Source organism: Synechococcus sp. BDU 130192, from assembly GCF_963876085.1.
Taxonomy (GTDB): Bacteria; Cyanobacteriota; Cyanobacteriia; order Cyanobacteriales; family MRBY01; genus MRBY01.
The window spans coordinates 1-19,686 of sequence record NZ_CAWNNO010000055.1 but is presented as its reverse complement, the minus strand read 5'-3'; the positions used below and the strand labels follow the sequence as shown (position 1 = coordinate 19,686).

Annotated in this window: 19 protein-coding genes and 1 tRNA gene; 12 read left to right on the top strand and 8 right to left on the bottom strand. The window is 50.8% G+C overall.

Annotated elements, in window-relative coordinates; translation table 11 throughout:
* Positions 1-29: 29 nt before the first annotated feature.
* Positions 30-1,961: a S9 family peptidase gene (locus AACT35_RS11425; protein ID WP_099239528.1), complete on the top strand. Its 1,932-nt coding sequence runs from the start codon at positions 30-32 to the stop codon at positions 1,959-1,961.
* Here the strand turns inward: AACT35_RS11425 and AACT35_RS11420 are convergent.
* Both AACT35_RS11420 and AACT35_RS11415 read right to left on the bottom strand, forming a co-directional pair.
* A complete protein-coding gene (locus AACT35_RS11420) occupies positions 1,958-3,157 on the bottom strand; it encodes a glutathione S-transferase family protein (RefSeq protein WP_099239526.1) in 1,200 nt (399 codons plus the stop codon). The two genes, AACT35_RS11425 and AACT35_RS11420, sit on opposite strands and share 4 nt — an antisense overlap.
* Before the next feature lie 127 nt (positions 3,158-3,284).
* Positions 3,285-4,382 carry a mechanosensitive ion channel family protein gene (locus tag AACT35_RS11415; protein WP_030007738.1) on the bottom strand — a complete coding sequence of 366 codons (1,098 nt, stop codon included), beginning with the start codon at positions 4,380-4,382 and terminating at the stop codon, positions 3,285-3,287.
* Between the two features lie 238 nt (positions 4,383-4,620).
* On the opposite strand from AACT35_RS11415, the gene AACT35_RS11410 reads away from it, so the two are divergent.
* The 3 genes from AACT35_RS11410 to mutY all read left to right on the top strand — a co-directional run bounded on the left by AACT35_RS11410 (position 4,621) and on the right by mutY (position 6,916).
* Complete coding sequence (locus AACT35_RS11410; RefSeq protein WP_099239524.1) at positions 4,621-5,610, top strand: methyltransferase domain-containing protein; 990 nt, start codon at positions 4,621-4,623, stop codon at positions 5,608-5,610.
* Positions 5,611-5,726: 116 nt separating this feature from the next.
* A tRNA-Glu gene (locus AACT35_RS11405) sits at positions 5,727-5,799 on the top strand.
* Between the two features lie 67 nt (positions 5,800-5,866).
* Positions 5,867-6,916 (top strand): A/G-specific adenine glycosylase, encoded by a 1,050-nt coding sequence (gene mutY / locus AACT35_RS11400; RefSeq protein WP_099239522.1) that lies wholly within the window; start codon positions 5,867-5,869, stop codon positions 6,914-6,916.
* Here mutY and AACT35_RS11395 read toward each other — a convergent pair.
* Together AACT35_RS11395 and AACT35_RS11390 are read right to left on the bottom strand one after the other, a co-directional pair.
* Positions 6,913-7,410, bottom strand: coding sequence for a YchJ family protein (locus AACT35_RS11395; protein WP_254048024.1), 498 nt, complete (start codon positions 7,408-7,410; stop codon positions 6,913-6,915). The two genes, mutY and AACT35_RS11395, sit on opposite strands and share 4 nt — an antisense overlap.
* A gap of 56 nt (positions 7,411-7,466) precedes the next feature.
* Entirely contained in the window at positions 7,467-7,916 is a 450-nt protein-coding gene (locus AACT35_RS11390) for a hypothetical protein (RefSeq protein ID WP_254048023.1), read from the bottom strand.
* 110 nt (positions 7,917-8,026) lie between these two features.
* Here AACT35_RS11390 and selD point away from each other — a divergent pair, with 110 nt between their 5' ends.
* Positions 8,027-10,222 (top strand): selenide, water dikinase SelD, encoded by a 2,196-nt coding sequence (gene selD / locus AACT35_RS11385; protein ID WP_099239516.1) that lies wholly within the window; start codon positions 8,027-8,029, stop codon positions 10,220-10,222.
* Here the strand turns inward: selD and AACT35_RS11380 are convergent.
* Positions 10,219-11,619, bottom strand: coding sequence for an ABC transporter substrate-binding protein (locus AACT35_RS11380; protein WP_099239514.1), 1,401 nt, complete (start codon positions 11,617-11,619; stop codon positions 10,219-10,221). The genes selD and AACT35_RS11380 overlap by 4 nt on opposite strands.
* A gap of 402 nt (positions 11,620-12,021) precedes the next feature.
* Between AACT35_RS11380 and AACT35_RS11375 the strand changes: the two genes are divergently transcribed.
* From AACT35_RS11375 to AACT35_RS11355, 5 genes are all read left to right on the top strand, one after another.
* Positions 12,022-12,336 carry a GIY-YIG nuclease family protein gene (locus AACT35_RS11375; RefSeq protein WP_012308339.1) on the top strand — a complete coding sequence of 105 codons (315 nt, stop codon included), beginning with the start codon at positions 12,022-12,024 and terminating at the stop codon, positions 12,334-12,336.
* 223 nt (positions 12,337-12,559) lie between these two features.
* Positions 12,560-12,922 carry a photosynthetic/respiratory NAD(P)H-quinone oxidoreductase subunit C gene (gene ndhC, locus AACT35_RS11370; RefSeq protein ID WP_012308340.1) on the top strand — a complete coding sequence of 121 codons (363 nt, stop codon included), beginning with the start codon at positions 12,560-12,562 and terminating at the stop codon, positions 12,920-12,922.
* Positions 12,923-12,969: 47 nt separating this feature from the next.
* The gene (locus tag AACT35_RS11365) at positions 12,970-13,644 is read left to right on the top strand and encodes an NADH dehydrogenase subunit K (protein WP_369802362.1); all 675 of its coding nucleotides are present in this window, start codon (positions 12,970-12,972) and stop codon (positions 13,642-13,644) included.
* Between the two features lie 3 nt (positions 13,645-13,647).
* Entirely contained in the window at positions 13,648-14,172 is a 525-nt protein-coding gene (locus AACT35_RS11360; protein WP_099239512.1) for an NAD(P)H-quinone oxidoreductase subunit J, read from the top strand.
* Between the two features lie 173 nt (positions 14,173-14,345).
* Positions 14,346-15,269: a hypothetical protein gene (locus AACT35_RS11355; RefSeq protein ID WP_099239510.1), complete on the top strand. Its 924-nt coding sequence runs from the start codon at positions 14,346-14,348 to the stop codon at positions 15,267-15,269.
* 16 nt (positions 15,270-15,285) lie between these two features.
* Here AACT35_RS11355 and AACT35_RS11350 read toward each other — a convergent pair whose 3' ends face one another.
* Positions 15,286-15,771, bottom strand: a complete 486-nt coding sequence (locus AACT35_RS11350) for a GNAT family N-acetyltransferase (protein ID WP_065711469.1) — start codon at positions 15,769-15,771, stop codon at positions 15,286-15,288.
* Between the two features lie 63 nt (positions 15,772-15,834).
* On the bottom strand, positions 15,835-16,452 hold the full coding sequence (locus AACT35_RS11345; protein ID WP_099239508.1) for a response regulator: 618 nt from the start codon (positions 16,450-16,452) through the stop codon (positions 15,835-15,837).
* Between the two features lie 296 nt (positions 16,453-16,748).
* Between AACT35_RS11345 and AACT35_RS11340 the strand changes: the two genes are divergently transcribed.
* Positions 16,749-18,203 (top strand): ammonium transporter, encoded by a 1,455-nt coding sequence (locus AACT35_RS11340; RefSeq protein ID WP_099239506.1) that lies wholly within the window; start codon positions 16,749-16,751, stop codon positions 18,201-18,203.
* Positions 18,204-18,408: 205 nt separating this feature from the next.
* On the opposite strand, the gene AACT35_RS11335 is transcribed toward AACT35_RS11340, so the two are convergent.
* Entirely contained in the window at positions 18,409-19,452 is a 1,044-nt protein-coding gene (locus AACT35_RS11335; protein ID WP_099239504.1) for a fatty acid desaturase, read from the bottom strand.
* Between the two features lie 53 nt (positions 19,453-19,505).
* Between AACT35_RS11335 and AACT35_RS11330 the strand changes: the two genes are divergently transcribed.
* The coding region (locus AACT35_RS11330) for a hypothetical protein (RefSeq protein ID WP_099239798.1) at positions 19,506-19,686 on the top strand (181 nt) is incomplete at its 3' end.

Sequence of the window (19,686 nt, the reverse complement as noted above, 5' to 3'; positions counted from 1 at the left end):
AGTTTGAATTTTCTTGGGTTTTTTCTACCATGGCCACTCCGCAAACCGCCCCCTACGGCACTTGGCGATCGCCGATTACCTCTGACCTGATTGTTTCGAGCAGCATTGGTTTGGGGGCAGTGGCCTGGGCTGGCACAGATCTTTACTGGCTTGAGGGCAGACCCCAGGAAAAAGGGCGCAATGTCCTGGTAAAACGCAATAGCGACGGAACGACAGTTGATATTACGCCGCTGGGTTTTAATGTGCGTAGCCGTGTCCATGAGTATGGTGGTGGTGCTTTTTTAATTACGGAAACTGGCACCGTTTATTTTTCCAACGATGGCGATCGCCGCGTTTATGTCCAAAAGCCAAACCAGGAACCCCAAGCCCTCACCCCAGAAAATCAACGCCGCTATGCTGATTTCATTCTTGATGCAGCCCGCAACCGTTTAATTTGTGTTAGCGAAGACCACAGCGTCCCAGGCCACGAACCCAAAAACGATTTGGTGGCGATCACCCTCGATTCCGGCGACCTTCAAGTCCTTGTTGAAGGCAATGATTTCTACACTTCGCCCCGTCTTTCCCCCGATGGGAAAACCCTCGCCTGGGTTAGTTGGGATCACCCCGATATGCCCTGGGACAACAGCCAACTTTGGATCGCCGCGATTCAAGGAGATGGCACCTTAGGAGAAAAAACGCTCGTAGCTGGGGGCAATGGTGAATCCGTCGTTGAACCCCGTTGGTCGCCCGGTGGTGTGTTGTATTTCAGTGGTGATCGCAGCGGCTATTGGAACCTCTATCGCTACGTTGAGGGAACTGTCCAAGCGGTCTATCCTGCCGAAGCGGAATTTGGCTATCCCCACTGGGTATTTGGGGAATCGATCCTCGGCTTTATCGATGAAACGACCCTCGTCTGTACCTACAACGACCATGGCACTTGGAAGCTGGCGACCCTCAACCCCGACCGCCGTGCCCTTACGCCGATCCCCGTCCCCTACAGCAGCATTAGTGACCTCCAGGTGCAGGGGGAAATGATTGCCTTTATCGGCGGTGCTGCCACCCAACCCACCGCCATTGTTACCCTGGATCTATTTACGGGGGAAACGGTGCGGGTCAAGGAAGCCAGCACGTTAAAAATTGATCCTGGCTATCTGTCCCAACCCCAGGCGATCGCCTTTCCCACGGAAAACGGCCTCACCGCTCACGCCTGGTATTACCCGCCAACGAACCAAGATTTCCAAGCCCCTGCGGACACGGCACCACCTCTCTTGGTAAAAAGTCACGGTGGCCCCACGGCGATGGCTGCAGCGAGCTTAAATCTGCGGATTCAATATTGGACGAGTCGGGGTTTTGCCTTTGTGGATGTGAACTACGGCGGCAGCACGGGCTATGGTCGGGAATATCACCAACGCCTTGATGGGAATTGGGGCATTGTCGATGTGCAGGATTGCGTCAACGTCGCGAAATATCTCGTGGCAAAGAGGTTAGCTGACGGGGAAAAATTGGCGATCGCCGGGGGCAGTGCCGGGGGATACACCACCTTAGCCGCCCTCACGTTCCATGATGTCTTTAAAGCCGGGGCCAGCTATTACGGTATTTCTGACCTGGAGGTACTCGCCACCGATACCCACAAATTCGAGGCCCGCTACCTCGACCGCCTCATCGGTAAATATCCCGCAGAAAAGGAAAAATACATTAGGCGATCGCCGATCCATTTCACCGAAAAACTCGCCTGTCCCGTGATCTTCTTCCAGGGTTTAGAAGATAAAGTCGTCCCCCCCAACCAAGCGGAGATGATGGTAGAAGCGATTAAAACCAAGGGTTTACCCGTCGCCTATGTTCCCTTTGAAGGAGAACAGCACGGTTTTCGCCAGGCTGAAAATATCAAAAAAGCCCTCGACAGTGAATTTTATTTCTACAGTCAAATCTTTGGCTTTACTCCGGCCGATGCCCTCGACCCTGTGGAAATTATCAACCTCTAACGAAAATTGGCCGGATCTTGGTCGCGGCGGTGGCGCACCGGGATCGGTTCCCCCTGTCTTTCACCTGCCAGTTGCGCCGTCTTTTCTAGGGCAGTGCGAAGATGTTTCGCCGCATAGATCGACATATCTCTCGGTACATTCAGGCGATCGCGCAGATACCGCAAGGCTTTGTCGGCATCCTTGGGTGGCTCACAAACTTCTCCTGTCATCATGGCGGTCAGGGCACAGCGCAACGCTTGGTCAAAAAATTGATCATTGGCGGGATTAACCTTAACAATATTGCGGCGATGTTTAATCACCCGGTACAGGGCTTCTTGTTTGGCGTTGGCTGGCTCAGGGTAAGCGACATCCGGCAGCCCGAACCAATCCCCTTCATCAACTTTGAGCTGATTCTCTAAAGCTTGGGGTTCGCCGTTGGCATAGCAGCCGCCCATTTGTGGAGGAAGGTCATGGACATGGGTATGGAAATCACTCTGGGTACCCCGGTAAGTTAGGCGAGTTTCCATGGCATCAAACCAGGCGGCAAATCCAGGATTTTCCTCCCGCAGGGAATAGCCTTTGTAGTAGTAGAGGCTGGCATTCATCCGCTCTACATAGGGCGTGAAAATCACATCAACCACGCTAAATTCTTCGAGGAAGTAAGGGCCTGGGGTGGCGGCTAAGGCTTCTTCTACCTGTTGCACCACTTGGATAAACTTGCGGCGACCTTCTTTATCTTGTCCGGGGAATAGCGGTGGCCGACAGAGCCAATTGCACCAGGCGCGGAATAGTAATCTCTCTAAGCGGCGTAGGGGCAAAACTCTGGGATCCGTCAGACTGAAAGTAAGCGGCCCAAATGCCTGTTCTAAGGCGAGTAAAATATCGTCGCTCTCGGTGATCATGCGTCCATCGAGTTCAAGGGCTGGGAGCATGCCAGAGGGGACTTTTTGTTTGTACCAGGCTTCTTTTTCGCCGTAGCAAAACATGGTTACTTTTTTGATGCGGTAGGGGATGCGCATTTCCTCTAGCCAGAGCCAGACTTTTTGGCAGTAGGGACACCAGGCATGGTTATCCCGGTAGAGAGTGACCCGAATATCGCTTTCTGACTGACCAAAGAGCCGTAAACAGGATTGGGCATTGGTCGGGCCATTTTCGTAGTCAAGCTGAAAATCGGTGAGGGCTTCGAGTTCTGGCCAACTGAGGGGGGCAAGGGGCATCGCTTTTGGGGAAATACGCAACAGTTGATTATTATGACGAAATTTTGTGGCTGGGGGCGATATCTAGCCAGAAAAAACCCCCAAATTTAAAACTTGGGGGCAGCACTGTGATCAATAATTTAAGGAATTAACTGTTCGTGGCAGTTTCTGGGGCGATCGCCTTTTCGGCGTTAGTATTTAAGCCCTGGACGTAGGTCACATTCGTCGGGTAAGCGAATTCAATGTTCCGCTGACTGAACGCCTCAAAGATGGCTAGATTAATTTTCTGTTGGGTGTCCATGTAGAGGGCGTAGTCACTACTTTCAACGTAGTAGACAATTTCGTAGTTCAGACTAAAATCGCCATAGTTGGCAAAGTGAGCCCGGTCGAAACTAACCTGTTCCTGGGCGCTAATGATGTCCTGGATGAGGGCCGGAATAATTTCTAATTTTTCTTTAGGCGTTTCGTAAAGCACACCGAGGCTAAAGACGATCCGTCGCCGCTTCATGTGCTTAAAGTTCCGGATGCGGGAGCCTGTGAGGTCGGTGTTGGCCATAACGATTTCTTCGCCGCTGAGACTCTTGAGCCTCGTGGTTTTGATACCGATATATTCCACGGTACCGATGAAATCGCCCACGATAATAAAGTCTCCCAGGGCAAAGGGACGGTCGAGGACGATGGAAAAGTAACTGAATAAATCCGTTAAAATCCCCTGGGCCGCAAAGGCGATCGCCAAACCCCCAATCCCCAGACTGGCGACCACAGCAGAGATATCAAAGCCGAGGTTATCCAGGAGGAAGACCGCACCGATAGCCCAGAGTATGGCCCGCAAAATGGGCATCAGCGCACTAAAACTCTGTTCTAGCTCAATGTCGCCTTTACGCAGGAGGTAGGAGCGAATCGCATATTCTGCCAATTGGGAAATGAGCTGAATGCCGATCACCGTCGTCGCAATAACCGTTAAAGCCCGCACCGCTTGGTTCAAAATGGGGTGCAAGTTGAGATTTCCAATCGCCAAAAAAACGTTCCCTACATAGAGGAGACGCACTAGGGATTGACTGAGAATTTTTGTGATGCGCGGATCGAGGGTCGTTTGGGTCTTTTTGGCCCAGCGCCGCAGTGAACTGAGAATGAGCGCCCTGAACCCATTGATCAGGAGAAAGCCCACCACCAGCACGGCGATCGCCATGGCATAGGCGGCGAGGGTATTCCCCAAAATACTTCGGGTAAGAAAATCTAAATTCATAAAAAAAGATGCTTGAAGCTGCGTAAAAATCAAAAAAAGTGAATATTTTGCAGTAGATGCCCGTCCAACTTAACAAAAATATATAAAATCCGCTTCTAGTCAACGATGTAAAAGCAATCTTCCCTGGGATAGATTTTTCGATTCTCAAAGCTTTAAAAAAGGCGATCGCCTGTCTCCCGGCGTGGATCAGTTAGGATAATTTGAGCCCTTTTTGCCGCAGTTCACGCAAACTCAACCCATGAATATCTTGCTCCTTGCCCTGGGGATTAGTGCCACAATTTTGGCGATCGCCCTCATTAGCTATCTGCTGACAGCCCGCCGTTACCAATCTACCGACACCGTCGCCGACTCCTACGACGAATGGACCGAGGACGGCATCCTTGAATATTACTGGGGCGAACACATTCACCTTGGTCACTACGGCAACCCCCCGAGGGCGAAAAATTTCCTCAAAGCTAAGGCAGATTTTGTCCACGAAATGGTGCGCTGGGGCGGTTTGGATCAATTACCCCCTGGAACTAAAGTGCTGGATGTGGGCTGTGGCATCGGTGGCAGTAGCCGCATCCTCGCGCGAGACTATGGCTTTGACGTAACTGGGATCACCATCAGTCCCAAGCAAGTGGAGCGGGCAACCCAACTCACCCCCCCAGGAATCAGCGCCAAATTTGCCGTTGATGATGCGATGAATTTATCCTTCGCCGATGGTAGCTTTGATGTGGTTTGGTCTGTAGAAGCTGGCCCCCACATGCCCGATAAGGCGATTTTTGCCCAGGAACTGCTCCGGGTACTGAAGCCAGGCGGAAAATTAGTTGTCGCCGACTGGAACCAACGGGACGATCGCCAAATTCCCCTCAACTGGTGGGAAAAACCCGTGATGACTCAACTCCTTGACCAATGGGCGCACCCGAAATTTTCGAGCATCGAAGGCTTTTCGGAACTGCTAGAGGAGACAGGTCTTGTTCAAGATCACGTAATTAACGCTGATTGGAGCCAAGCAACCCTTCCTTCCTGGTTACACACAATTTGGGTCGGCGCAATTCGGCCCTGGGGTTGGCTGCAATACGGTCTACCCGGTTTTATCAAGTCAGTACGGGAAATTCCGACCATTCTGCTCATGCGCCTAGCCTTTGGTACGGGCCTGTGTCGGTTTGGGATGTTCCAGGCGGTGCGGGGCGAGGGCAACCCAGTGGCTGAAAATCGGACAACCCAGCAGGCTATTTCCCGTTAGATGAATCCCTCCAAAAAGTTTGGGCAAAAGGGTTGACATCTCAAAATTCTTCAGTTAGATTGTATAACTGTGAGTCGCAAGCGAAACAAACAAAAACGCTTCTGCTCAGTCCGCAAGCCCCCATCGTCTAGTGGCCTAGGACACCTCCCTTTCACGGAGGCGACAGGGATTCGAATTCCCTTGGGGGTACTAAACGTAAAGAGAGCTTCAGTTTTGGCTGGGGCTCTTTTTGCATTAAGGGAGAATTTTTTTGACCATGGTAGCCCTGTGGACAGCAGAAATCTTAGCGGAAATGCGGCGATCGCTTTTGGATTGGTACCAACAGGCGGGCCGTACATTACCCTGGCGCAACGAACCGGATATTTATCGGGTCTGGATTTCAGAAATCATGCTCCAGCAAACCCAGGTAAAAACGGTGATTCCCTATTACGAACGGTGGTTAGTACAGTTCCCGACGGTGGAAGCCTTAGCCGCAGCGGATTTACAGGCTGTTTTAAAGCATTGGGAAGGGTTGGGATATTATGCCCGGGCGCGGAATCTCCACCAGGCCGCGCAACAGGTGGTGACGGATTTTGCAGGGCAGTTTCCTGAAGATTTAGACAAGATTCTGTGCCTCAAGGGAATCGGGCGGACGACGGCTGGAGGCATTCTTAGTTCGGCTCGCAATTTACCCCTTGCAATCCTCGATGGCAATGTGAAACGGGTTTTGGCGCGGCTCATCGCCCTAGAGGTGCCGCCTGCTAAAGCGTTGGATGAACTATGGGATGTTTCAGAGACCTTGCTCGATCCAGAAAATCCCAGGGATTTTAACCAAGCCTTGATGGATTTGGGGGCGACCCTCTGCACGGTGAAACAACCAAATTGTCCCCGCTGTCCTTGGCAAAATCATTGCACTGCCTATCTCAAGCATCAACCGACGGATTTCCCTCGCAAGGCCCCGAAAAAACAAATTCCCACGAAAAAAATAGTAGCGGCGATCGCCTTTAATCTGGAGAATCAAGTTTTTATTCAACAGCGGCCCCAGGACGGACTTTTGGGGGGCTTGTGGGAATTTCCGAACCAGGAAGGCAATATTCAGCCCTTACTCACGGATTTATTTCCGGGGGCGCAATACGAACGCAGTTTAAACACGGTTTTCCATGCCTATACCCATTTCAAAATTGAAGTAGAGCCCCAAATTTATCGGGTAAATTTATCGGGGGCAGGCTGGGTCTCGCTCCAAAGCCTCAAGGATTATCCTTTCTCAAAAGCCCACCTCAAAATTATTGAACAGTTGCAAGATCCTCAATTAAGCTTGCCGATCTAACGTTTTTTGCCGTGGCATTGTTTGAATTTTTTGCCACTGTTACACCAGCAGGGTTCATTCTTTTTCGGTTGTAGGGGTGGCAAGATATCCCCTTCGAGGTAAAACCAGCGACCTTGTTCTTTAATGAATTGCGATCGCTCGTGGAGTTGTCCCATGATTTTTCCTTCCTGGTACACGGCGACAAATTCTACCATGCCCGTTTCGTCCTGGGGTTGGCCCGCTGCCGTCGCGAGAACAGTTAAGCTCAACCAAGAAACGCTATTCGCCGTTGCTGTAATCAATTGGCGACTATCGGGGGTGTGGCGGCTGGGGTACTCGGTTTTCAGTAGGTAATCCACATCCCGAAAACAGTAGGCGGTGTAGCGCGATCGCATCAGGGCTTCGGCGGTGGGGGCAGCCAGTTGACCTTGAAGATAAGGGGCACAACATTGGGCCAAAGGCTTTTGACTACCGCAGGGACAAAGACGGGACGGGTGATCGCCAGAAATTAACACAGGCAAACAATGGGAAAGAACGGTCTTATTTTACCGAGCTACCGAATTCTAAAAGTTTATTTAAATGGTGTAAGCCAGCCCTGTTGCCTCCCGAAATTCAACGCCAAAGCCGTCAAACCAAAGACCACAAAATTTTCGCCACAGGCCGCCATAAAGGGCCAACCCTTTTGGGCGATCGCCGATCCCGCATCCACCAGCGCTACCCCCCGCACCAGGGCAAACGCCGCAATCACCCCAGCATTCAATTGGGGATTATCATCGGTGCGCACCGCATAGCGGTAAGTCAGGGCAAACAGGGCACCGGATAGGGCGGAAGTACCCAGATTAACCAGCAAGGTGAGGGTGCCAAGGCCGCCCCCAAAATTTAAGGGCAACCCTTCAGAACCAACCAAACGATGGAGTAGCAAAAGTCCGAAGCTCAGTAATCCAGCAGTCACACCACCGGCGATCGCCGTTTTTAAAGAAGCAATGCGTTCGGCAGCAGAAAAACGAGAAGAAGTTGTCATGGGGGTCAATGGCGGTGATTTTTATTGATTTTAAGCGTTCTGACCTTGGCTTGCGGTAGGGTAGCAAGCAGCAGCTTTTTCATCGTTTCCGGGGCCTGGGATTTAAGAAAATGAGTGATCTTGTTTTTGTTGGGGGGGGTCATAGCCATGCGATCGCCTTAAAAATGTGGGGCATGCAGCCGCGAGCCAAGGCGCGGTTAACCTTGATCAGTAATGTCACCTATACGCCCTATTCTGGGATGTTGCCGGGCTATGTGGCGGGTTTTTATGGCTACGAAGAAACCCACATCGATCTACGGCGCCTGGCCCACTTCGCCCAGGCAGACTTTTTAAAAGATCAAGTGATTGGCCTTGATCTTGACCAAAAAGTTGTCCATTGCACCAATCGGCCGCCAGTACGCTTTGATTACCTTTCCCTGGATATTGGCAGTACCCCGGCAACAGAAACGATCCCTGGGGTAAAAGCCTATGCGATCGCCGCGAAACCTGTCCCCCAATTTCTTGACGCTTGGCAACGAATTCTCGACACGGCAAACCAAGCGCCCGATCAACCCCAACGGATCATCATTGTCGGGGGCGGGGCTGGGGGCACAGAACTCGCCTTCAATATTCACCATGCCCTCAGCCAACGTTTAGCTTCTCCCGAATTATTAGAGTTGCACCTCGTCCACCGGGGCCAGCAACTCATGGGCACCAACCAAAATCCTGGGGTCAGTCGCCAAGCAAAAAAGCTGTTGGAACGGCGGAATGTCCAAGTTCATCTCCAGGAAACGGTTGTTGAGGTGACACCCACAGGGGTACGGTGTCAGTCGGGCTTGGTGCTGACGGGCAAAGTGATTTGGGTGACCCAGGCAGCGGCCCCTTCTTGGCTCAGAGCAAGCGGTCTCCAAACTGATAACCGAGGTTTTGTAATGGTGGATCAAACCCTGCGATCGCCTTCCCATCCTTTTGTGTTTGCCGCTGGTGATATTGCCACCATGCGCGACGAACCGCGACCCAAAGCGGGGGTTTTTGCGGTGCGCCAAGGGAAACCGTTACTACGGAATTTACAGCGGGTTATCCTGGGCGAAACATTAGAAGCCTACCATCCCCAAAAACGTTATCTTGCGCTCATTGGCACGGGGGACAAACAGGCCTTTGCAACCTGGGGAAAATTGAGTTGGCGATCGCCTCTGTTGTGGCGCTGGAAAGATCACATTGATCGCAAATTTATGGCGCAATTTGCCGACTTGCCTCAGATGTCCCGGACAAGCGAATTTCCAGCCCAAGAACAACCTAAAATGTATTGTGCTGGTTGCGGTGCTAAGGTCGGCAAAGATATCTTAGCGAGCAGCTTAAAGGGCTTAAACTTACCCACCCATGCTGATGTGATCGTCGGTCTAGATCAGCCCGATGATGCGGCGATTATTCAAATTCCGAGGGATCAACTCCTCGTCCAAACCATTGATTATTTTCCGAGCTTAATCAATGATCCCTTTCTACTCGGCCAAATTGTCACCCATCATTGCCTGAGCGATCTTTACAGTATGGGTGCAACTCCCCACAGTGTTCTTGTACTCGCTACATTGCCCCATGGCAAAGCGAGGGTACAACAGGGAATGTTGCAACAATTGCTTGCAGGGGTTGTCGAAATTTTAAATCGGGACAACATTGCTTTAATTGGCGGCCATACTAACGAAGCGGATCAACTGGGGCTGGGCTTGACCTGCAATGGTTTGTTGCAAAAAGACGCAATTTGGCGCAAAACTGAGCTAAAGCGAGGTCAAGTATTAATTTTGACGAAATCGCTTGGGACAGGCACTCTTTTCGCCGCAGAAATGCAAAGAAAAACAAAAGGACATTGGATCGATGGGGCGATCGCCGCCATGGTGCAATCCAATAAAACAGCGGCGGAGATTTTACGAAACCATGGGGCCACGGCCTGTACCGATGTAACCGGGTTTGGACTAGCAGGCCATCTTCTGGAAATGTTGCAACCCAGCGGTTTAGGGGCTGAAATCTACCTTGATCAATTGCCTATTTTGGAGGGGGCCAGGGAGACTCTGCAACGGGGTTTAACCAGTTCCCTCGCACCCCAAAACCACACCGCCGAACAGTTTATTCAAGTCACCCCAGCCCAACGGCAACGACCAGACTATGAACTACTTTTTGACCCCCAAACCTCCGGCGGACTCTTGGCGGCGATCGCCCCAGAAAATGCCCACACTTGCCTAAAAACATTACAAAGTGGAGGTCATCCCCAAAGCGCGATCATTGGTCGGATTGTTAAGTCCCCAGCAAGCCAAGCCCAGATCAGTATTTCCTAAGGCACTGGCACAAAATCATAGCCAAAGCCCGACCGTTCCCCTGGTTGGACGGTGACCATTTCTAGGGCCTGGTTGCGATCGCCCGACGGCAAAAATTGAATCGTTTGGGCCGCCCCCGCTGCGGAAAAATTTGGACTAGCGAGAATTTGTTGCAAACCTTGACGATCGGGTGTGGGGCTTTGTTGAATCCCAGTCATGAGGGCGATCGCTGCATCGTAACTCAGGGCTGTGCGCCAGTTCACATCACCCCCCCACAGAGCGCGGGACACCTGGGGAAAGGTGCCATTGGTATGGTTCAAAATGTGCCAAGGAATCGCCACCACCATATCCACGGCATCGCGCCCACCAATTTGTAGGGTTTCTGGCTTATAGAGGCTATCCCCAGCGACAATAGGCAACTGATTTTCATTCACCTGGATGATCTGGAGCGCTTGGTTGAGGGTCGGGGTATCGGTGACGAGGGCGATCGCCGTTGCCCCTTTATTTTTCGCGTCCGTGAGAGCTTGGGCACCATTAAATCCCCCAGGGCTCACATCCACCTCGGCCACCACGGTGCCACCACGGGTAAAGAGTTCTGTGGTGAGGCTGTCCTTGAGGGAATTACTATAGCCACTGGCACTGTTAAAAAACACCACTACCTGCCGTTGATTCAGACGTTCTAAAAGATAGTTGGCCAGGGCTGTCCCTGTGAAGCGATCGCTCGGTACTGTCCGAAAAATATAATCCCCTGCTGTAGAGAGGGACACCGCCGTACTCGTGGGGGAAATCATCACCAGGCTTTGGGCTTCATAGATTTGGGCCGCCGCCAAACTGGTATCACTACTAAAATGCCCCACCACCCCTAAAATGTCTGCTTGATCCGCGAGGGCTTGGGCTACCTCAGCGGCGATCGCCGGATCGCCATCATCATCAGCAAGTACCACCAAAAATCCGCGACCCCCATCAAGGGCTTCCTTTTGGGCCTGGGCCACACCCCGCAAAATTTCCTTCGCGCCGCTTGTATCGGTATCCACTGGTAAAGAGACCACTACGGCGATCGCCTGGGGATTGGCAGTTTGCTGGCGAATTTTGGCGTTATTCAGATAAATTAAAGTTTCAGGATCGTTGGGGCTCGCCTGGAGAGAAGCTTGAAAGAGCCGAATTGCTTCCGGGAAATCTCCTGTTCCATAGGCCGCAATTCCTTGTTCTTTGTCCGGTTGGCGATCGCCTTGGAGCAGTAACCTTTCCCCTCGACTAAGGCGATTTGCGGTTTCCCCCTGGCCAATTACATCTCCCAGGGAAGTCGGCAACTGGAGAGATTGATTTTGTTGGAGAAACCACCAGCCACCAGCGCCCAATAACCCCAAGGTGATCACCAAGGCTCCCAATAATGCCGCCGTATCATTCTTTTTCGCCATGGCTTTTTTCTCCTCTACTACCGAATGCCTCTACTGTGATTGTGCCGAAAAATTCCCTCAAAACGTTGCTTCATAGCCGAAGAAACCATAAATCTTTTTGAATGACGTCTTTTTGCCTCTTATCCAGTTGATCTGGAATCGTTTGATCTGTCGGCAAAAATTCCAATGCACCGGAGGAAGAACCATTACGCAAACCAGAGGAGACTTTAAAGGCGATCGCGGAGCTTGACCAAGAGAGTGCAGAAAATTTGGCTAGTATTAGGTCGATGTTGGGTTTGTCGCTGGTTTCGGTTTCGCGTAGGTCATGGGATAGCTGGTTTCGGCTTCGCTCAACCAGCTTTTAAGACGGATGAGGGCTGAGCATTGTCGAAGCCCGATCTTTTGACAACAAGGAGTTCAACTATGCCCCACATGTATATTTTGGAATGTGCCGACGGATCGTTTTATACGGGTAGTACGAAGGATTTGGAGCGGCGTTTATGGCAGCATCAAAATGGGCAGGGGGCTAATCATACGAAGAAACGTTTACCTGTTAAATTGGTTTATGCAGAATATTATGATCATGTGGCCAATGCTTTTTATCGGGAGAAGCAGGTGCAGGGTTGGAGTCGGGCGAAAAAGTTAGCTTTGATGAATAGCGACTGGGATCGTCTTCATGTTTTGGCGGAATGTCAAAACGAGTCGCATTACCAAAAACGAAGAATTAGCGAGGGCTAACAAATTAATGAGGGTTGAGCATTGTCGAAGTCCGGTCGCTGGTTTTGGCTCCGCTTAGCCAGTAAAGGCGATCGCCGCCAGTGCAAGCAAGAGTATGCCAATCCTCAACTCTCACTTATGTCATTGATTAGGAGCATCTACCTATGATCCCGCCGGGATAGGTTTTATACTGGATAGGACATAAAAATTCCAAGTCAAAAAACTGCGAGGTATTACAACACCAGTGTTTGTCCTCTCCGGCTATGAATATTTCCTAGGCTTTCTCATCGTCAGTAGCCTAGTCCCGATCCTTGCCCTCACCGCATCGAAACTACTGCGTCCTAAAGGGGGCGGGCCTGAACGCAAAACCACCTACGAATCAGGGATGGAACCCATCGGCGGCGCGTGGATTCAATTCAACATCCGCTACTATATGTTCGCCTTGGTGTTCGTTGTCTTCGATGTGGAAACCGTTTTCCTTTACCCATGGGCGGTGGCCTTTAACCAACTCGGCCTACTTGCCTTTGTTGAAGCCCTCATTTTTATCGCAATCCTCGTGATTGCCCTTGTGTACGCCTGGAGAAAAGGAGCCCTTGAATGGTCATGAATCCGACATCCTTTGAACAACAGCAAACCGAAAAACTGCTCAACCCCATGGGGCGATCGCAGGTCACCCAAGATCTCTCGGAGAATGTCATCCTCACCACCGTTGATGATCTCTACAACTGGGCGCGCCTCTCTAGTCTGTGGCCGCTCCTGTACGGGACAGCCTGCTGTTTTATCGAATTTGCCGCCCTCCTTGGCTCCCGCTTTGACTTCGACCGCTTTGGCCTCGTGCCCCGTTCTAGTCCTCGTCAGGCAGATCTAATTTTGGTCGCTGGTACCGTCACCATGAAAATGGCCCCGGCCTTGGTGCGCCTTTATGAAGAAATGCCCGAACCAAAATATGTAATTGCTATGGGTGCTTGCACGATCACCGGCGGGATGTTCAGTAGCGACTCCACCACCGCTGTCCGGGGCGTTGATAAGCTGATTCCGGTGGATCTGTATATTCCCGGTTGTCCCCCCAGACCAGAAGCCATTATTGATGCCATTATCAAATTGCGCAAAAAAGTTTCTAACGAAACCATTCAAGAACGGTCTTTAAAAACAGAACAGACCCACCGCTACTACAGCACCGCCCACAGCATGAAAGTGGTAGAGCCAATTCTCACCGGGAAATATCTGGGCATGGATACCTGGAATAACCCGCCGAAAGAACTTACCGAAGCGATGGGAATGCCTGTTCCCCCTGCACTGCTGACCGCAAAACAAAGAGAGGAGGCCTAAGCGATGGCAGAAGAAAATCAAAACCCCACCCCCGAAGAAGCCACCATTGTTGAGGCGGGTGCTGTCTCCCAATTGTTGACAGAAAACGGTTTTAGCCACGAATCCTTAGAGCGAGATCACTCTGGTATCGAGATTATTAAAGTCGATGCTGATCTCCTAATTCCTCTCTGCACTGCCCTCTATGCCTTTGGGTTTAATTATCTCCAATGTCAAGGGGCCTACGATTTGGGGCCAGGCAAAGAATTGGTGAGTTTTTACCATTTGCTGAAGGTTGGAGACAACGTAACTGACCCGGAAGAAGTCCGCGTTAAGGTATTTCTACCGAGAGAAAATCCAGTGGTACCTTCGGTGTATTGGATTTGGAAAGGGGCCGACTGGCAAGAGCGGGAAAGCTATGACATGTACGGCATTGTCTATGAAGGACACCCCAACCTAAAGCGGATTTTGATGCCGGAAGATTGGATCGGCTGGCCGCTGCGGAAAGACTATGTTTCCCCTGATTTTTACGAACTCCAGGACGCTTATTAAGGTCTACCGAACAGTATTGACGGCTTGGAATTTATTGTGGCACCTCCTAGATGGGGGTGTTTTTTTATTTTGTAGCTTGGGGGAGACTACAACATTTTCTGAACTTTTGGGTCAGTGGCCCAACGGCGTTGCCTACCATTTGAAAGAAAACTCCTGAGAATTTAGAGATAGCAATGGGTATCAAAAAGGCGATCGCCACTTTTTTTATTAGCACAGCACTTTTTCCCCTAGGCTTCAACAGTGGTGCCCAGGCCGAGGTCGCAACCCTAGAATTTGATTACGAAACCCCCGATCACTCTGGAAGTATTACCAGCCAGGGAGTAACGGCGAATCTCAGCTATGCCGAACAAACCAATCCAGAGGGCTGGAGCAACTATGTTCCGACCTTGACTATTCAGGTGGATGAGCGAGAAGTGTTACGGCGGACAGAAGACAGTTCCTTTATGATGTATAGCCTGGTGCAAATCGCGGAGATGGATCCTAAGAATGACTTCCCAGAGGTGATTTTTTCCCAATATTCCGGTGGTGCCCATTGCTGTGCCATGGTGCAAATTTTTACCCAAAATCCCGACAACAATACCTGGGAAGTGGTCGATTTAGGGGCCTTTGATGGGGGGCCAATTCCCGTCGAAGATCCCGATGGCAATGGTATTTATGAATATGTCACCAGTGATAATCGGTTTCTCTATCGCTACAGCAGCTATGCTGGCAGTTTTCCGCCCGTGCAAGTTTGGCAGCTAGACGGTTTAACTTTACAGGATGTCTCCCAAGAAGAACGGTTTTACCCCCTCCACCGGGAACGACTCCAAGCGATGTGGGCCGCGATTCAAAATGCAGAAACAGAAGGCTATGAAGTGAATGGGATGCTGGCGGGCTATGTGGCGACAAAGGCCATCCTCGGTGAAACCCAAGCGGGCTGGAATTTAATGCTCAATCGCTACGACAGAACCAGTGATTGGGGCCTCGAAGAATGCCGGGGCAATTTTGACGATCAGGGCAATTGTGAAGGAGGCTTGTTGACCTATGATTCTTTCCCCGCAGCCCTCAAAGACTTCCTAGAAGAAGCAAATTATTTAACAGCAGGAGAAATCAAGTAATTTTTCTGGGAAAAACTCACGGTAAATATTTAATATAAGCGAGGTCACAGCGGGCGGTTTCGACATCGGTAATCGGTTGATAGCCTTGGCTTTCATAGAGTTGAACCGCTTCCTTGAGAACAGTGACAGTTTCGATCCAGATTTCTGCAAAGCCCCGGTTGGCGATCGCCTTTTCGAGTTCCTCCAGGAGATATTTTCCTAAACCCTGGCCCCGCACTTCAGGCAGAAGATACATTTTACGGATTTCGACGGCCTTGTTGCCTTTGGGAATGGGGTAGTAGGCGGCGGTGCCAACAATGGTTCCGGCCTGCTCGATGACCCAAAATTCACCACCCTGCTGCCAATAATACTTATCGATATTAAATAATTCCTCGTCGGCTCCTTCCGGTTCCCAGGGTAAACCGTACTCTTTTAAAACCTGTTCAATGACCTTGGCCGCATCGGCGCGATCGCCTGGTTGCCAATCCCGTACCCAAAATTTATCTCGCCAAACTTGATCCATGGTGCAAAGCCTTAACCTGAGGCGAAGCTATTATGCCATGGTTTTTATTGATCGCTCTGGAGCTTAATAATCGCGGCCTCGATATTTACGGGTTTTCGGGGCAGGGGCTTCCGGTGGTGGTGAGGCAACGGTCGGCGCGGGCGGTTTTAGTTCAGGTGTATTTGAAGACACGACAGGGGGAGCAACGGGAAATTCTTGACCCGCTTCTAGCTCCCGTTTCAGTTCCATGATGCAGGTGACGAGGGTGTTGTTGACGATGTTGATATTTCCCAGCACCTTGGCAACGGTTTTGAGGCCACTGACGGCTTTGATCGCAATGCTATTGAGATCAAATTGAGGTAAAAGATCCGCTGCTCCATTGGCGATCGCCGTTTCTCGATCAGCCGGGGCCACCTTACGGGTTTGGGCCGCAATTAAAATCACTGGAATCGGTTGCTCAAAGCTTTGCATCCACTGGCAAAATTTCGCCGTATCAAAGCTGGGTAGTTGTTGCTCTAATAAAATCAAGTTGGGTAAAGATTGTTGGGCCGCCGCCAAATCCAGGAGCTCTCCCTGCAGATCAACGCTGAAGGGCAAGATCACAGACTGTAGCCCTTGGGAATGGAGGATTTTTTCCCAGATGTTCCCCTGCAACTCCGCTTGATGGAGAATCACGATTTTATCGGCAATGTTCATCAGCATTGGTTTTTATGAATATCCATAGGGGTGTGCGGAGGGGCGATCGCCACAGGGTAGAAACCCAAGTGATGCAACGGATATGACTCAACGGCCGCTGAGGGCTTGGTGGGTAACAACATCCCCTGGGGAGATACAGCTCATTAAAAATTATCCTTGAGTCCAAGGTTCATCTTAAGGAGTATAAATTTTTTTCTTAGTGACGAAAGCTACATTTTGCGCGGCTTTAATGACGTAATACAAGATTATTACGGCAATACACTTATAGACCATAATTATGGGTTCTTCATTTTTATTTTGCTATGACTTTTTCATTTGATTCGTGGTTTCGGGGGCCTTCCCCTCGGCTTGGCTACCCATTTCGCCGCCAGGGCCGCTTATTGCTTTTGGCCTGTGTGTTACCGCTCCTTTGGCAGGGGGTGGCGATCGCCCAGGGTAGCGTTGGTGAAATTCCCCCAGCCGTTCAGGTTACCCTAGATACCCTCTGGGTGGTTTTCGCGGCGATGCTCGTGTTCTTTATGAATGCGGGGTTTGCAATGTTAGAAAGCGGCTTTTGTCGGGCGAAAAATACCGTCAATATTTTGGCGAAAAACCTAATTGTCTTTGCCCTTTCGAGCCTTGCTTTTTGGGCGATCGGTTTTGCCCTGATGTTTGGCGATGGCAATGCCGTTTTAGGCTGGAATGGCTTTTTCCTTACTGGGGCAGATAATAGTCCCCTCACGGATTCGGCCTATAGTGGGATTTTTTCGTCCCTAAGCTGGGCGGGGATTCCCCTTTACACCAAGTTTTTCTTCCAATTGGCCTTTGCGGGAACGGCGGCCACCATCGTTTCTGGGGCCGTGGCGGAACGGATTAAGTTTGCTTCTTTCGTGATTTTTAGCCTGTTCTTAGTGGGATTTTCCTATGGTATTACCGGCCACTGGGTTTGGGGGGGCGGTTGGTTAGCGACCCTCGGGTTCTATGATTTTGCCGGATCAACGGTGGTACATTCGGTGGGCGGTTGGGCTGCTTTGATGGGGGTGATCCTCTTGGGGCCACGCCTCGAAAAATTTGCTGGCGATCGCATCAATGCCATTCCGGGTCACAACATGAGTACCGCCACTTTAGGGGGATTAATCCTCTGGTTGGGTTGGTTTGGGTTTAACCCAGGTTCCACGATGGCCGCTGATCCCGATGCCATTAGCCACATCATCGTTACGACCAATATGGCTGCTGCCGCTGGGGCGATCGCCGCGACCATTACCTCCTGGATTCAATTTGGGAAACCAGACCTTTCGATGATCATTAACGGTGTCCTGGCTGGGTTGGTGGGGATTACTGCCGCCTGTGCCTATGTGAATGTTCCTTCGGCCATCGTGATCGGGGCGATCGCCGGGGTGATCGTGGTTTTTTCGGTGCTGACCTTCGAGGGTTTACGCTTTGATGACCCCGTTGGTGCTCTCTCGGTACATCTCGTCTGTGGTATTTGGGGCACCCTGGCCGTGGGCTTATTCAGTGTGGGGGGTGATATTTACCCTTGGTATGCCGCCGATGCTGGCCCTAGTGCCGGATTATTCTTTGGGGGTGGTGTTGCCCAACTGCTCAGTCAATTTATTGGTGTTGTCGTGGTTGGTATGTTTACCGCTGGCTTTAGCTTTGCCATCTGGTTAGTCCTAGAACTGAGTATGGGCCTCCGGGTGAGCAAAGAAGAGGAACTAGAAGGTCTCGATATTGGTGAACATGGTATGGAAGCGTACCACCGCTTCTTCCGGGAGTAATCTCAGCACCTCCTTTCCTTAGGGACTCACCCGCCACCTTCGGCACCTCCCTCCAGAGAGAATGTTAGGAGGCTCTTTAGCATAACCAACAAAATCTCCTTTAGAGGGGATTTTTTTTACATAAAAAACACCCTAAAACCTAGGGTGTCGAAACAAAAGCTCAGTCGGCAATATTTTCGTTTTTTAAAAAATTGTTTTACTGAAATTAGCGTTTTTGATGTTGCGCAAAGGAAATGTAATTGTGCTCAGCGTCGTAGAGGTGACATTGCTCAGTAATTGCTTTCATCAACTCCCAAGAAAATTTGGTTTCGTAGAGATATTCACCCCAATTTTGCTTGATGCTGGCGTAGGCTTTGCGGAGATTGTAGGAGGGAATCCCGGTAGAAAGGTGGTGGGGCACATGGACATTGATGTCGTGGCAAAGGACTTCAACCCACTTGGGATAGTCGCAATGGACGGTTCCAGACAGTTGGGCGATCGCCTCATTCCATTTGTCCCGGTAGCTAAAGGGAATTTCCGGTACGGTGTGGTGGACGAGGGTGAAGGTGCTCATCCAGAAATGATAGCCAATCCAGGGCATCAGCCAGAATTTCACGACGCCCCAAACGCCGAGGGTGTAGAACATCACCGGAAAGGCGATCGCCCCAGCAATAATCACAAATAGGGCAGAAAAACGAACCTGTTCCCGTTGCTTCCCGGTAAATTGGAACCAGTTAAAGTGTAATTTTAGTTGGTGAATCACCGAAGCAAGCCACCAGAGTTTGCCCCGGATCGCCCGGTAAACAGCTTTGATAAACGCCGGAGAGTCATCGTATAGCTCAGGGGTAAAGGGAGCCCAGGCATTGTCCTCATCCATGTTGTTGGTGTAGCGATGGTGATGATTATGGAGAATGCGCCAGCTATGGAAAGGATAAATGAGCGGCAAAAAGGCCAGGTGACCGACTAAATTATTGATCCAATTTTTGCGGGAAAAGGAGCGGTGGCCGCAATCATGGCCAATCACAAAAAAACCCGTTAGGGCAGTTCCAGTTAAAAACCAAACGGGTAAAAGTAAATACCAAGGGGCGATCGCCAAGAGGGCATAACAACCCACCACCGCCGCCACACTTAACAGCACCCTAGACCAAGCTTTTAGCGGATTTATTTCGTAGACGGAACGGGGCAATGTATCGAGGATATCCCGGAGCCGTAGATTTGGATGCTTTTCTAAAAGAGTTGTGGCACTAGGGCGCACAGTAACTGATGTCATTGATATTGTTTGCGAAATGTAACATGGTTTCTAAAGGTTATACCACGATCACTATGCAAGCGTTTTTTTTCGATTACCGGGTCTGGCTCTTGGCGAGTCTCCATTGTTTGATGGGGGTGATGGCGGCATTGGTCTCTTGGCGTAAGGGTTACAGCTTCCGGCGTTGGTTGGGTTGGGGCCTTTTGGGAGGGACACCAACGCTCATTTTTGCCCTGGGGCGATCGCCTCATAATT